The sequence below is a fragment of the Roseateles subflavus genome (assembly GCF_030285365.1).
Taxonomy (GTDB): domain Bacteria; phylum Pseudomonadota; class Gammaproteobacteria; order Burkholderiales; family Burkholderiaceae_C; genus Roseateles_B; species Roseateles_B subflavus.
The window spans coordinates 105,408-118,802 of record NZ_JASVDS010000008.1 but is presented as its reverse complement, the minus strand read 5'-3'; the positions used below and the strand labels follow the sequence as shown (position 1 = coordinate 118,802).

General features: G+C 63.1%; 12 protein-coding genes. 1 reads left to right on the top strand and 11 read right to left on the bottom strand.

Translation table 11 applies throughout. From position 1 onward, the window contains the following. Positions 1-2 precede the first annotated feature (2 nt). The 7 genes from QRD43_RS20970 to QRD43_RS20940 form a co-directional block, all read right to left on the bottom strand. Positions 3-2,939 carry a TraM recognition domain-containing protein gene (locus QRD43_RS20970; protein WP_285984463.1) on the bottom strand — a complete coding sequence of 979 codons (2,937 nt, stop codon included), beginning with the start codon at positions 2,937-2,939 and terminating at the stop codon, positions 3-5. Positions 2,940-2,967: 28 nt separating this feature from the next. Then, positions 2,968-3,636, bottom strand: a complete 669-nt coding sequence (locus tag QRD43_RS20965; protein ID WP_285984462.1) for a hypothetical protein — start codon at positions 3,634-3,636, stop codon at positions 2,968-2,970. A 21-nt stretch (positions 3,637-3,657) separates the two neighbouring features. Further along, positions 3,658-4,656: a thioredoxin fold domain-containing protein gene (locus tag QRD43_RS20960; RefSeq protein WP_285984461.1), complete on the bottom strand. Its 999-nt coding sequence runs from the start codon at positions 4,654-4,656 to the stop codon at positions 3,658-3,660. A 26-nt stretch (positions 4,657-4,682) separates the two neighbouring features. Beyond that, a complete protein-coding gene (locus QRD43_RS20955) occupies positions 4,683-6,152 on the bottom strand; it encodes a secretion/conjugation apparatus DotM-related subunit (protein WP_285984460.1) in 1,470 nt (489 codons plus the stop codon). Positions 6,153-6,185: 33 nt separating this feature from the next. Further along, positions 6,186-6,641, bottom strand: a complete 456-nt coding sequence (locus tag QRD43_RS20950) for a hypothetical protein (RefSeq protein WP_285984459.1) — start codon at positions 6,639-6,641, stop codon at positions 6,186-6,188. Positions 6,642-6,760: 119 nt separating this feature from the next. Continuing rightward, entirely contained in the window at positions 6,761-7,174 is a 414-nt protein-coding gene (locus tag QRD43_RS20945; protein WP_285984458.1) for a hypothetical protein, read from the bottom strand. Positions 7,175-7,290: 116 nt separating this feature from the next. Next, on the bottom strand, positions 7,291-7,530 hold the full coding sequence (locus tag QRD43_RS20940; protein WP_285984457.1) for a hypothetical protein: 240 nt from the start codon (positions 7,528-7,530) through the stop codon (positions 7,291-7,293). A gap of 91 nt (positions 7,531-7,621) precedes the next feature. On the opposite strand from QRD43_RS20940, the gene QRD43_RS20935 reads away from it, so the two are divergent. Then, positions 7,622-8,995, top strand: a complete 1,374-nt coding sequence (locus QRD43_RS20935; protein ID WP_285984456.1) for a Fic family protein — start codon at positions 7,622-7,624, stop codon at positions 8,993-8,995. Positions 8,996-9,007: 12 nt separating this feature from the next. Here QRD43_RS20935 and QRD43_RS20930 read toward each other — a convergent pair whose 3' ends face one another. Genes QRD43_RS20930 through QRD43_RS20915 form a run of 4 tightly spaced genes read right to left on the bottom strand, consistent with a single transcriptional unit; the run spans position 9,008 to position 13,367 of the window. Continuing rightward, a complete protein-coding gene (locus QRD43_RS20930; RefSeq protein ID WP_285984455.1) occupies positions 9,008-9,871 on the bottom strand; it encodes a hypothetical protein in 864 nt (287 codons plus the stop codon). Between the two features lie 45 nt (positions 9,872-9,916). Further along, the gene (locus QRD43_RS20925) at positions 9,917-12,265 is read right to left on the bottom strand and encodes a DotA/TraY family protein (RefSeq protein WP_285984454.1); all 2,349 of its coding nucleotides are present in this window, start codon (positions 12,263-12,265) and stop codon (positions 9,917-9,919) included. Positions 12,266-12,289: 24 nt separating this feature from the next. Further along, complete coding sequence (locus QRD43_RS20920; RefSeq protein WP_285984453.1) at positions 12,290-12,829, bottom strand: hypothetical protein; 540 nt, start codon at positions 12,827-12,829, stop codon at positions 12,290-12,292. Between the two features lies 1 nt (position 12,830). Next, the gene (locus QRD43_RS20915) at positions 12,831-13,367 is read right to left on the bottom strand and encodes a hypothetical protein (RefSeq protein ID WP_285984452.1); all 537 of its coding nucleotides are present in this window, start codon (positions 13,365-13,367) and stop codon (positions 12,831-12,833) included. Between the last annotated feature and the right edge of the window lie 28 nt (positions 13,368-13,395).

Here is a 13,395-nt window from a genome sequence, read left to right as displayed (position 1 = left end):
GGTCATCCTCCGTGGTTGGCAGCGGTATCAAGGTCATCGAGCAGCGCAGCCAACATGGCATGGTCGAGCTCGGTGGTTGCGGAAATGGTCGGGGTGATCTGGCGAGAGATCTGCGCTTCGATCTCGCGAGTCGCCCCCTTGGGGTCATCGTTGCCAAGTGCCGTGTGAAGGCGCTCAACGCTGGCGATGGTTTCAGCCGTGAATCCGACAACGGTTGACACGGCCGCCGTGCTCGACTCCGCCGACGTTTGGGGTTCCTGTGCAACGCCCGCGTCGACCGACTGAGCAGGCGAGGCCGCCGGCGTCGTGATGTCCTGGTTGACCACGTCGAAGGCCTGAGCCACCCAGGACTTGGCCGCCGGGCGCGGCGACGTAGATGCAGCGACCGATGACGGCGTCTCGACAAGGTCTGCAGGCGCACCGGAAGGGGCCAGCACCGCCATCGCCACAGCGTCCAGCACAGCAGTCCCGGACAGGTCACTGCTGCCTGCCGCGGCCATAGACAGAGGCAGAGGAGGCATGTTGAAGACCTTCAAGCCGGCCAGGAACGCATCCACAGGATCAGGAGACCGCGCCTCCGGCTCAGCGGCGACCGCCGGCACAGCCGCCCAGGCCGACGCCGGCGTGGCCACGGCCGACACCGGCTTGCGCTCGAAGGGAAGGAGATCTGCGAGCAGTGCCCCCTGCTCGTCGGCCAAGGCCATGATGTCGGCCTTCTGGGCACTTTGGGCATTGGCCACGACTGCCGGCCTCGCAGCATCGTCCGCTCCGAGATAGCTCGCCGCCACCTCCGCACTCACGACCGCTTGGCCTGCTTCAGCCTGCTGGGGCCGCTCGGGCGCCTCACCTTGGCTTTGTTGCTTGTTCCTGTCATCTTCAGCCAGCAGGGCGTCCTTCGCGGCCGTGTAGAGCGCGATGGCGCGCAGCGCGCCTCCGACATGAGGCGACAGCTTCGCCGAGCATTGCTGGACCGCAGCAAGAACCGAATCGCTCGGTAGCTGCGGCCGCACGAACTTGATGTCGCCGCAGATCCTTTGCTTGAGCACCTCACCTTTGCGGAACTTACTCTTGAAGACGTCCCGGTCGAGGCTGAAGTTGTCCATCTCATCCTGCTTCGGAGATGGAACCTGCAGGAAGCGCAGGACGAAGAAGTCGTCGTTCTGGTGCTTCTCGAGGTCCTTGGCCATGTACAGCGACTTCATGCGCATGGTCTGGCCCATTGAGTTCAACACGCACTCGCCACCCTTCATCGCCTGGAACTCGGGCAACGACACGACGTCCACTTCACGCACGTCGACCTCGCCGCCCTTGCGACGCCACCCACTGCCCGTCACTTCGTAGGCGCTGCGCACCGCCACCGTCACCTTCTGCAGCGCGTTCTGGATGAACTCCCAGGTCTTCTTCGCATCGTCAATGCGCATGAACACCTTGTTCACCTGGTTGCCCATCATGGCGCCGGCCTCAGCAGCGCGGTTGCCTTCGGTGAGCTTCTCCAGATCCTGCGCCGCGGCGATCATCGAGAAGCCCAGGCTCCGCGCCTGGGCGAAGATCACGGCGATGCCGTCGGCGAAGTAGTAGGCCAGCTCGTCGAGCGCGACGATGTACGGGTAAGGTGACTTCGTGACCTTGCTCTCGATCAGTTCCTGGCGCGAACCTTCGATGTCGGCGCCAAGGTTTCGGCCCATCATGACCCGAAGGCACGCGATCGCCAGCTTTCCCAGGTTCTCGGCCTCCTGGGCGCTCTTCTCGAGCGACGGGATCAGCATCGTCATAATGCGGTTGTTCAGCGTAACGTCGAGCATGTCGATCTCGCTGAACTTTGCGCGGAAGATGTGGCCGTAGGTCTTGTCCAGCAGGTTCATCACGGGGATGAGCTGCGAGGTCCGGTAGGCATGCTGGTTTGCCGTTTCCGGATCCTGGTCCGTTGTTGCTTTCGTGCCCGGGCGCGCCGGCGCGGGCATGTCAGCCAGGCCATGCTTGGCCAGCAGGCGGTCAATCTTGTAAGGGATGCCGGTTTCGAGGTAGGACTTGATGCCTGTGAAACCCAGCGACCACTCACCGTTGTTGCTCTGGGCCTCGCGGTAGCCCTCGACATAGAGCTCCTCGACACGGTGCAGCGCCAGGTAGTCGATGATGGTCGTCACCGAGACCTCGAAGCCCTGCGTGTCGCGCTTGTGGCACAGAGCGGCCACCGCGCCGCGCCACAAGTTCAGCGCCTTCTCCTGCCAGTTCTTGCCTTCGCCCTCGACCTTCGGGAGCATGTTGGCGCCCATCTGGATGATGGTGTCGGCATCGGCACTGGAGAACGGGTTCATACCGTTCGTGCGGCGTCGACGAGACTTAGCGATCTGCTGCGGCGTCTTCCCGCCCAGCAGGAAGTTCAAGCTGAGCATGTCGTCGTCTCGCCCCACGCTGCGCACCATCGTGTGCGAATCGGTGGGCAGCTTGTTGTCAGCCTTGCCGTCCGCGATGAAGTAGCCCGACGACCAACACAGGGCGTTGAAAAAGATCGCCTTCAGCATCTCGCTCTTTCCCGAACCCGTCGAGCCGATGATCAGCATGTGCTTGCGCAGATCGTCGTCGGAGCTCCATATCTCCTTGAACTTCTCGTAGGGTGATCCGGAGTCGATATTGCCGTGGAGCAGGATTCCGTCCCCCTGCTTGCCTGTCTTCGGGTCCGGCTCCTTGTTGATGACCGGATATCGAAGCGGCAATGTCGGCTTCGACGAGCGATGCAGCACGATCAGCCAGGTCAGCACCCCCAGCAATGGGAGCGCCAGGATTGGGATCGCCGCAGCAAAGAGCAGCACGGGGATGCCCAGCAACAACAGGGCGAATTTCTGCCCCATGAACTCGGCGAACTTCACATCCCAGGGACGCACATCCACGACGCGATCGCCGATCTTCAGTGCATGCCTGGACTCGATGAAACGGCTCATGAGCGGTTCTTCCTCAACAGCCGATTTGTCAGTGAACGCCGGGCCTGGAAGCCGAATCACCCAATCCGTCGGGTGCGTCCTTGCCCGCCCCCAAATCGGTGGCGTGAAGTCCGGCTCCGATGGCCCCTTCGGGCGCGCCAGCAATGAACTCAAGCGTGGTCAGCGCCGGCGCCAGCGTGGCGACGACCGCCAGCCGCAAGTCCGCGCCAGGCTGACTGGCTCTGCCCTTCTTTGGCATCGCAGCCGCATGCGCCCTCGCCTGCTCCTCCAGCAAGTCCGCGATGCGATGTGCGTCACTGGTCTCGCCAGTCGCACCGGCCGGCATCCGGCCGGTGTCCACCCACGACTTGATCGCTTCGTCGATCAAGGCCATGCTCGTATCGTGGGCCGGTCGGACAGGCAGCAGTACGGCCTGCAGGATCGCCTCCAGCGCAACGCCGGCCAGCCTTTGGCCATTGCGCGTCATCGGGTGGTCCGCCAACGCGGCTTTCCCCGGGAAAAGGGGCCCGGCAACGCCCGTGACGAACTCAGAGAGTTCCGCCGGCGTGCCCTCTTGAAGAAGCCTGAGCGCCTCCCCATGGTGCTGCGTCCGCACCTTCGCCAGCAGTGATCCAGATTGCCAGACCTTGCGGGTCTCTCGGCATGCCATTGCATAGGCCCCGGAGGCCAGAGGCTGGTCGTGAGTTTTGGCTGCCACGTGGTGACCTCTTGATTCGAACTATCGGCTGTGGCCAGCCACCCAGGCCACGAGGACAGGGGTGTCGGCCGCGCCCGCCGCGAGGGTGCCGTTCGGCGCCACCAGCGTAGGCGTCGCCGTGCCACCGATCTGCTCGAAGAGCACCTTGTTGGCATCCACCAGGGCCAGGCCCTTGTCGCAAGGGCCGTTGCCAGGCCGCTTGCCGGCCTGCATGTAGTCGGCCCAGGCCTTGCCGGGATTGGTCGAGCAGAGGATCGAAGCAGCCAGGTCGCGCGACCCCTCCTTGTAGGCCACCGGGATGACCGTCAAGCCCGTGTTGCCGTCGAACCGCGACGCCTGCATGTCCAGGTCGCGGCAAGAAGGGCAATTCGGGTCGCTGAACGCTACCAGCATCTTCTTGCCCTCACGAACCAGGACGCGGCCTGCACTTGCCACCTTCTTGGCCTCCTCGTCCGACAGGACGGCCTGCTGCTGCTTCGCCCCTGCACCAGGCGCCGCGGCGGAAGTCTGGGCCTGCTGCCGCGCAAGCGCGGCGCCCGTGTCGGCCAGCGACATGCTTGCGGCCGCCGCTGCGGCGCCCTGGTTGCTGCTGGCTCCCGGCGAGAAGAAGAAGGCCAGGGCCACCACGACCGCGGCGCCGCAGGCGAACGGCCAGAGGAACGAGCGCATTCCGACCTTGGCCGTTCCAGCGGCCGAGATCACCTGGCGCCAGGACTGGATCGTCTCCAGGTAGAACTCCCGGGCCTTCACGACATCGCTCAGGTCAAAGCGATGGTCCAGCACGGGCAGGGTCATGTCCGATCCGCCCCCGCCCAGATGGGCCACTCGGACGACGAACTTGGACACTGCGTCGTCGAGCTGCAGCGAAGCCTCGAACGCCATGCCACTCGACAAGTGCAGGATGGCCTTGTCACCAGAGACCCGCAACGAGCCGACCGCGGTGACCTGAAGTGTGTCGGACGGGTCCCGATTCCCAAGAATCCGCTGGATGACGTCACGGATCCGCTTGATGATGTTCATCTGTTCCTCTCGATTGATGGATAAGTTCAGAGTCGGGACAGGACATCCATGCCCTCGCCGCCTCCACTGAGATCGGATTGCGTCATGCGTGCCATGGCGGCCGCAGCATCCGCGTCAGCCTGAGCATTGGTGGGGAGCTTCAGCTTTTGGTTCAGGTCCTCAATGCCCTGCAAGTCATTCCAGGCGTCCTTGCTGCGCCACCACTCGTCGTTGTCATCGGTGCCGTTGAACCAGTGCAGCCAGGCGGCCTTCAAGCCCTCGACGGCGCCCAGAACGAAGATGCTCGGAACCAGCTTGTCTTGCTTCTTCCCGTCCGGGCTTTCGGTGACCTCGATCTGGCACGGCACCTTGCCCAGCTCCGCGCAGCGCACCTCGAAAGCATGCTGATTGAACGCGGCGGCGGCTTCTGTATGGGGCGTCATCCGACCCACGGTGTTCAGCACGTACCAGAGCGTGCGATTCATCGGCCGAAGCCAGAGGAATTCCCAGTGCCCGCACTTGCCTTGCTTCTTCGCTTGCATCAGGAGGCTGAAGAGGTAGGTGTACTCCCAGTGGTGCATGTTGAAGAGGCGATGCGCCATCTCATGCTGCCGGTAGGTCGTGTAGATCCACTGCGCGACAGTGATGTTGGCCATGCCACTGCGCGCGCCGCGGCATGAGTTATTCAGCTGGTCACGGGCGCGGCAGTAGTCCTGCTTGCCACGCTCGCCTCCGAAGGCCTGAGCCACCAGCATGCCGAAGAGGATCTTGCTGATGTCGCTCATCCGGTCAGCAAAGACGCCCGCACCTTCCTTGCTGAAGTGCCTGGTATCCGACGCCATGTCAACGATCTGTCGGCCGAGGCTGGTCGACACCAGTCGGTTGCCGTTGCCCTTGGCTCCTTGCACGATGCCCTTCAAGTAGTTCTCGACGTTGGCGTCGTAGAACTGTCCGGTGTGCTCATTGACCAGCTTCTGCCCACCGAGCTTCTTGTTCCCTTCGAGCAGGAACTCCTCAGGAAAGGTCTGGCGACGCCACAGAGGGTCGGTGTTCTTGGCCAGGGCCTTGCGCAGGTGCAGGATGGGTGCGACGCCCGTGAAGCGGTAGGACATCATGCGCAGCAGCAGGTCCGCGTCTGTGAACCGACGGAAGACGTTGCTCGTGGGCAGCAGCAAGGACCTGATGAGCCAGACCAGGTACAGGAGGCTGAGCAGGATGGTCAGCGGCGCCATCGCCAGGTTGACAAAGGCAAGCCAGCTGAACAGGGACACGTTCGCGGGCGCTGCGAGCATCCGATGGGTGGTGATCGCCACGTTGGCACCATTTCGGATGAACAGATCGACAGGCACCCAGCTCCATGCTGCTCCGATGACCTGGAGGATCGGAGCCCAGAAGACGACGATCTTGTCAGACGCCGCCAACCAGACAAGTCCGATGATGAAGCTGATGGCGAACAGCACGAGCCCGATCTGCTCGAGCACGCCTTCAGGTTTGTCTTTGTCGCGATGTGAGGCCATGGGGTTTCGAGGAACTTGGCAGCAGGCTGGGCCCTAGCTGAAGAGGTGCATGAACAGGTCCTGGCGCCCCAGGTAGACGTGGAACTTCATCAGGCGGCGCTGCTCGAGCTGCGCCTGAAACAGGCCGAACTGGAGAGTGCGGATCAGCCCCATGATCACGAAGAGGGCCGCGGCGGGCGCAATGACGAAGAGGATCCAGACGGGGACAAGGAACATGCTGGCCATTGCCAGAACCGTGCCCGCCACGCTGCCGCAGATCGCCATCAGCTTCGTGCGGCGCACTGCGAGCAGCTGGCGCTCCAGCTCTGAAGGTGTCCAGCCGTTCATGACCACCAATGCCTCGAAGCGATCCCGGTCGCTCATCGTGGCCAGGTCTGTGCCTTCCTGCACCGAGGCTTCGTCCTGCTCGGCCCGCCGGCGCGCGCGAAGCGCACGGTAGTCGCGGACGTCGGACGAGATCCGCCGGCTGCTGGCCACGATGGTTTCCATCGGGCGAATCACCGGATAGGCAAGAAGCCGGCCGAAGCCCCGGAGTATCCGACTGACCATTCCCATTCAGATCCCCTCTCTTCTCACCTTGCTCATCTGCTGCTCCATGGCCGCGTCGCTTACTGGCCCTGGGCGCGCAGCGCCTCTTCTTCGAAAGCCTTGGTCAACGCCTGGAGATTCCCCCGCTCGAAGATGCTCGCCATGCGCTCTGCGCGCTGCAGATGCTTCTGGTGGCGTTGAAGAGAGGGGATGCTTTCAATGGCGTCCGGCGCGTTGGCCTCAATGACCTCTGCCACCCGCAGCAGCGAGTCCCCCCCCAGCAGAGGCATCACCTCGCGCTCCATGAACGTGCATAGCGCGTGAATCTCCTGCCGGTTGGCGTCTTTCAGCCGCCCGCATAAGGCGTCGGCGAGACGCCGTTCGAGCAGCTCGGCGTTGGGCTGCTCTGCCTCCGGTATGGGCGCCGCAGACGCGGCTTCACCCGAGCCGAACAGCAAGGCAGCAAGGCGGGATCCGAAGCGGGGGAATTTCATGAGCTTGCGCGGTCCGGCCGACATGCACGGCCGCTCCATTTACTTGTGCATGATGATATTTGTGCATCACGATTTCCGCCATTTCGCTGAGATTCCATGGCGGTGGTTCTGCAGGCCTAGTCGTCCTCACCTCGGCTCCGGCGTTGTGCAGCGCACCCTGCGACAGCATTCACCACCAGCGCCCTGGGTCCTTCGAAGACCTTGCGTGCCGAGGTGGACATGAGGTCCAGCACCACGGAATCAGGCGACCAGCAGACCGCGATCGCCACAACGGCAACAGCGAGCCATCCGAGCGCACGATTGAGCCATGCTCCTTCGGCAATGGGATGGAATTCAGGTTCGACGCCTGCCGTCATCAGCATCTCCTAGTTCAATGTGCCGTATTTAGTGTTGCATGATTATAGTGATGCAAAATCATCCTATTGTCACGCGAGACTGAAATCAAGCATGCATGCCCACCACAACGTCGATGAAATGGCTGCCCGCGCGGCACATGCCATCCTGTCCAGCCCCGGGTGCAGTCGCGGCCAGGTCATGGAAATGCTGGCTGAAGACGCCCGGGCCCGAGGAATCCACTTCGACTCCGCGCCCATCACCGTCCTTCGGTGGATCAACCGCGCGTTGTCGCTGGGCCTGATCCAGAAGACCGGCGAAGGCAACCGCACGCGCTACAACGCCTCGGGCCTCGCTCGGCAGGCCCACGTCGAGGCGCAGCTGAAGCTGCCCCATACATCACGTCCCAAGGCGGTCTACCAGGAATCGTTTCTCGAAAGCTACAAGCCCAACGAGACCTTCTACCTCGACGAGCGGCAGCGGGAGTGCTTGGCGGCACGCTGTCCCGTCGGCAGCGCACCGCTCAGCCGACTGGGCGAACGCGACGTGAAGTCCTTCCTGTACGACCTGACGTTCTCCAGCTCACGACTGGAGGGCAACACCTACGATCACGCCTGCACGGTGGATCTGATCGAGCACCAGGTGAGCAAGCAGGGGGCCAGCCACACCGACAAGGTGATGATCCTGAATCACCGCGATGCGATCCAGTACATCATTGACAACGCCTGCGCCAGCTCGATCGCCACCGGCCATGCGATCAGCACGCGCGAATCGGACATCCGAACCCTGCACGCACTACTCTCGTCCGACTTGCTGAAGGATCCGCGCGACTCTGGCGCCCTGCGGCTCTCGCCCGTGGAGATCGGCCGGTCGGCCTACATTCCCCCGCGTTCTCCCTCGCAGATTGCCTCTCTCTTCCAGGCCATCCTGGCCAAGGCTGGTGCGATCGAAAACCCTTTTGAGCAGGCCTTCTTCCTGAACGTGCACCTGCCCTATCTGCAGCCCTTTGTGGACTGCAACAAGCGCACCGCTCGCGTGGCCTGCAACATCCCATTGTTGCGCGCCGGCGTGACGCCTATGAGCTGGATGGACGTGGACTACCACGCCTACACCGACGGCATCCTGGCCGTCTACGAGTTCAATGAGCCGGCCCTGCTGTCAAAGGTCTTCGTCGAGGGCTACCTGCGCAGCTGCGAGCGCTTCGAGCTGATGCGCAAGGATCGCGAGCCGTCACGCATCGCTGTCGACTACAGGCAGGAAGTCCGCGCGGCCGTGAAGGCCCTGATCATCAGCGACGAGGACCTCGTGCCCGAAGGGGTCGATCAAGATCGGGTGGTCGAGTTCAAGGCCTACGTGGAGGACCAGGTGCGCGCCATCTACAGCAATCCATTTGGCGCAGCGCGCTTTGGGGTCTCGGCAGATGACGTGCACGCCCACCTGGAGCGCATGGCCTTCACCGAGCAGACCGAGCGCATGCCCTCGCGCTGAACGTAGCGGCGATCACACTTGTTGATCGTCAGGGCCACCTAGCGGAGACACAGAGACCAGTTCCTCGGGACCATCGGGCACCCAATCATCCTGCCCGTGGTCCAGGGGATGCCCCCCGTCGTCAGGCACCACCTCATCGTCGACGCCAGCGCCGCCATCGAAAGAGCCCGACGTACCTTGAGACGCGCCAGCGAGGCCGCTGGCACCATGGGACGCGGGCTTGTAGGTCAACATGAAGGTCGCACCGGCCAGGTCGACGGCCTTCCATCTCTGGTCTGGCAGCGCGGCCGTGTAGGCCCAGGCGGAGAGTCCGGCGTCCGACACCCGCTGGCGAAGGCCCGCGTCCTGCACCAGTGGGTTGTTAGGGGCCACGCGCCCCAACTCTGCCCGGAAGGCCGCACGCTGGGCTCGGTGCCGCACCGTGTCCTCGAGCAGCCCCTTGTAGCGGCCCTCCAATTGGGCATGGTTCGACTTCAGCTCTGTCACCTGCGCATTGGCTGCGACCAGCGCCTTGGCCAGCGCAGCGAAGGAAACACCACCCTCGACACCGGGCACCGCCAGACCGCCAGCCAATTGCGCCACCTGGCGCAACGTCGCGCCGGACTGAAAGGCGTCCATTCCCTTTTCGCACACCGCATCGCGCAGGCGCTCATCGTTCAGGATGGGGTGCCGCGGCTCATAGCTGCTCAGGGTCTTCTCGATCACGCTCAGCAAGGCTTGCAGTCGGCCGCACTTCAGCCCTGCGCGCCGCAAGGAAGCACGGGCAGACTCCAGTTGTTCCTCGAGCGACTGAACTTCGTTGGCGTGACGCTCACCTTGCAGATTGCGTTCGAAGTCGAACAGCATCCAGTCAAACTCTTGCTGTGCATTGAACATCTACGGCACTCCGGGAACAGGAAGGGTCAGAGGAAGTCAAGCTGATCAGGCGGGAGTATCCCTCGGCGCGCCCTTCTTGCCCCCGCCGCCGCCTTTCGACTTGTCCTTCCCGGCGGGGGGCTTACCACCACCGAAAATCCCACCCATCGCAGCACTAGCGCCACGCGAGAAGTTAACGAACATGCCGTGGATCTTGCCTTCCTGGTCGCGGCCCAGCTCGCTCGTGTGGCCCGCGCCCATGTAGCCAAGCACCTGGTCAGGCAGCAGATGGATCATGTTGAAGAGCGCCTGGATCAGTGTCCACATGGAGATCAAAAAGATGATCAGCAAAGCCACGAGGCTGACCAGGCCCGTGATCGAGTTGCCCTGCGAATTGGCAATTGCGCTGGCAAACATCTTGAACTGGAATGCGCCAACCAGCACGACCAAGGCCGAGGCCATGAAGAAGCCCAGCAGCATGAGGGCCGGACGCGCAAGTGCGTTGAGCAGGAAGATGTAGAAGCGCTCCGTACGCTGGCCCATGCCTTCACCCTCAGCCTCCATGTGAGAGAGGGCGCCAATGGCCGCCGCGACCAAGCCTTCAACCACGACTACGAAGTACTGCACCAGTGCGCCCATCCATGTCAGATAGGGCACCAGCGGGATGTAGACCGACATGACCGTGCCGATCAGCAGGAATGTGCCCGCAACCATCATCAGCACGCTCAGCAGGCCAGAAACGAGGGATGCCGCATTCGACACCTGGCTGACACCCGGGATCGATTTGGCCAATGAACTGTCACCCACGGCCTCTACGGCCTTGCCAACGCCAGAGAACTTGAAGGCCGCCACCGCTCCGTAGCACGCCTCTCCGAACACCATGAGGTAGTCGCCCATGTTTTTGAACATGATGACCGGATTGACAGCCCCGTCCGAGGCCCCCACGCCGAGTCCAAAGCTACTGTTCATGAGGATGGCCTGACCCATGGACCAGTTGCCGGTCGGGGTCTCCCAGCCAAGCTTCGTGGCGATCCACTTCTTGATTGGCGCAAAGCTGCCTCCCTCATCATTTTGCGGGGTGGAGGAAGCCGCGCTCTGATCTGCCTGCTTTCTGATCCCCTGGCGAACCGCCTTGAGTGCATCGGCTACCTGGCCGTTGCGATCAAAGGTACCCTCCTGTGGATCCAATACCTGGACGGCGAAGGCATGGACCGCGTCGTTCAGGGCCGAGTTTGCTTCAGCGAAGGTAGCAAACCACGCACCCGCCGAAGACCAGCCTTCAGCACGCATGGTCTGCATCGCGCTTTCCGTGATCGCACTGCGGGTCTGGGACGTCGCGTTCGACATATCACTCGACATCGAGGTCGCGAAGGCCGTCGACGCTGCCTCCAACTCCTCCGACGGCACCGGCGGCACGTCTTCGCCCGATTGAAGCGCTGCCTCGCGCGCCTTGATCCACGCCGTCGCCAGCTGCGATACCTTGGTCTGAAAAGCTGGGAACTTGGAGACGTAGGCCCCCCTGACTTGCTCTGTAACAGCTTCGTAGTCGACGGATGCAACTCGGAAGCCGAAGGCGCTGCTGGACGAGCGCCCCGAACCCACGGGGAGGATTGCCACCCCACCGCAACGGGCCGGGTAGTAGGCGCTCCCGAACTGGAAGTCGACCAGCGAGCCGTACACGTGCCGCTGCACCTGCCTGTCGAGCAGCGAGACCACATCGGCGTCCTGCTGCTGCTTGTCGACGGCCTGCCGGCAGACCTCGGTCTGGAAAATCCCGTAGGCTGCCTCGCGCATCGAGACGCCCTTAGGGTTGGTGGCCACGACGGGAGAAACGACTCCCTGAAATTGGCTCGCGGCGGCGATAGCTCCAGACCACATCATGTTCGCCATGCCGATGCCCATCGTCGCGCTCAGCACGACGAGGACCTGGAAACCGTTGTAGCCACCGAAAATGGGAACAGACCCGACCAGTCCGGTGACCATCCTGATTGGCATCCAGACGGCGCTCATGCGCTGGCCCAGGACCTGGCCCTCATGGGCCGATGTCAAGATGCCACGGCCGACGCCATAGGAGCCCCACAACACCGAGATGCAGAAGATGGCCCCATTGAAGATCACGAACATGGAGCCCAGCACCGTGCTCGAACCGCCGACGGTCGAGAGCGGGTTCGTGAAAAAGCTGCCCAGAGCGCCAGTGAAAATCTTGATCGATGCGTCGTTCCCGCCGTTGTTCGCGGCATGCATCAGCTGATCAGGCGTGATTGGGCTACCGCCCTGAGCGTGCGCAACACTGGTCCACAAGGCCAGGCCGACAAGGAAGCCGAGATTGCAGACCAGCCAACCGAACCAGCTCGGCCCGCTTTGAAGCGAGCGCTTTGTGATGAAGATCGGGAGGGCTTGACGTGGATGCATCATGGACAGTCTCCGGTATCTACAGCCTCAAGCAGGCCGCAGACGAGCAGGCGGTACGTGCGCGCCCAGGTCGGTGAGCACAGACGGCTCGATGGCGAAGAGCTTCAGTGGGTCGGTAGGGAGGCGCCAGGCCTCATCAATCTGCAGGCCGGCCTGCAGCGCCCGAATGACTTCAAGTACACGCACCTCATAGCCGCCCATGAAGGACTTGGGCAGTAGGTCCCCATCCTCGAGCTTCTCCGCATCGGTCGCGAACATCCACTCCAGCTGGACCAGGGCGTTGGCACCAGGATGACCAGCCACATTGGCATCTGGCTCAAGACTGAGTCCTTCCATCCCCGCCGCAACCTCGAATGCCGTGGCTGCGACTTGCGTGAACTCGTGCAGGCTGACGCTGACCAGGCCTGTCGATTCGGTCCGGCGCGACCGGACCGCGGTGATTGCAGTGGCGAGATTCAGGGCCGCGAACTCCATGTCCTGAAAACGACGACGCCCGACCAGGTCGGGCAATCCTTCGACGAAGCGAGCCAGCGGGTGCTTCAGGTGAAATTGCTGGGCAGGGGTCATGTCAACCTGCCCGCGGCTGATTGCGATGCGCCGGCGCCGCGCGGTAGAACGCCAGGGTTGCCTCCGGCACTTCCTCTCCTCGCTGCACAGCCGCTTCAACCTCCAGCCGATGCATGGCCTGCGCTACTGCAGTGCGGCCATGCGCATCGATCACGTCGATCCGCGCAATCACCATCGGCTTGCCGCCCGGCAAGCGGTTGTAGAAGGCGTCGCCAGCCATCTCACGAGACATCAGGCCCATGAACAACCGAGTTTCGATGTCCTCGACGGATGCCAACAGGCGGCCTGGGGCGCGGGTGAAGTTGCGCGCCACACGCGCCAGCTCGTCACGCAGATCACCCAGGGCCTCGGATTCCTGCGGCGGAACCACGATGCGCCTCGGCGAGGCCGGATCAGCGTTCGGCGCCACGCCCAGCACGATGGCGTAGTTGGCAAACACCTCGGGCGAGATCTGCGCCAAAGGCATGGAATCAAGCGGCGTGTCGTGGAGCATGGTGAAGCAAGGCCAGGGTGTGACAGATGGCAGATATTGAGCCATTTCGCGCCATTCTAGGCCTCTATTCGTA

Bases quoted from the DNA above. Each gene is read 5' to 3' on its own strand.
- QRD43_RS20970 (WP_285984463.1), bottom strand. From the start codon at position 2,939: ATGAGCCGTTTCATCGAGTCCAGGCATGCACTGAAGATCGGCGATCGC.
- QRD43_RS20960 (WP_285984461.1), bottom strand. From the start codon at position 4,656: ATGAACATCATCAAGCGGATCCGTGACGTCATCCAGCGGATTCTTGGG.
- QRD43_RS20955 (WP_285984460.1), bottom strand. From the start codon at position 6,152: ATGGCCTCACATCGCGACAAAGACAAACCTGAAGGCGTGCTCGAGCAG.
- QRD43_RS20950 (WP_285984459.1), bottom strand. From the start codon at position 6,641: ATGGAAACCATCGTGGCCAGCAGCCGGCGGATCTCGTCCGACGTCCGC.
- QRD43_RS20945 (WP_285984458.1), bottom strand. From the start codon at position 7,174: ATGAAATTCCCCCGCTTCGGATCCCGCCTTGCTGCCTTGCTGTTCGGC.
- QRD43_RS20940 (WP_285984457.1), bottom strand. From the start codon at position 7,530: ATGACGGCAGGCGTCGAACCTGAATTCCATCCCATTGCCGAAGGAGCA.
- QRD43_RS20935 (WP_285984456.1), top strand. From the start codon at position 7,622: ATGCATGCCCACCACAACGTCGATGAAATGGCTGCCCGCGCGGCACAT.
- QRD43_RS20930 (WP_285984455.1), bottom strand. From the start codon at position 9,871: ATGTTCAATGCACAGCAAGAGTTTGACTGGATGCTGTTCGACTTCGAA.
- QRD43_RS20925 (WP_285984454.1), bottom strand. From the start codon at position 12,265: ATGATGCATCCACGTCAAGCCCTCCCGATCTTCATCACAAAGCGCTCG.
- QRD43_RS20920 (WP_285984453.1), bottom strand. From the start codon at position 12,829: ATGACCCCTGCCCAGCAATTTCACCTGAAGCACCCGCTGGCTCGCTTC.
- QRD43_RS20915 (WP_285984452.1), bottom strand. From the start codon at position 13,367: ATGGCTCAATATCTGCCATCTGTCACACCCTGGCCTTGCTTCACCATG.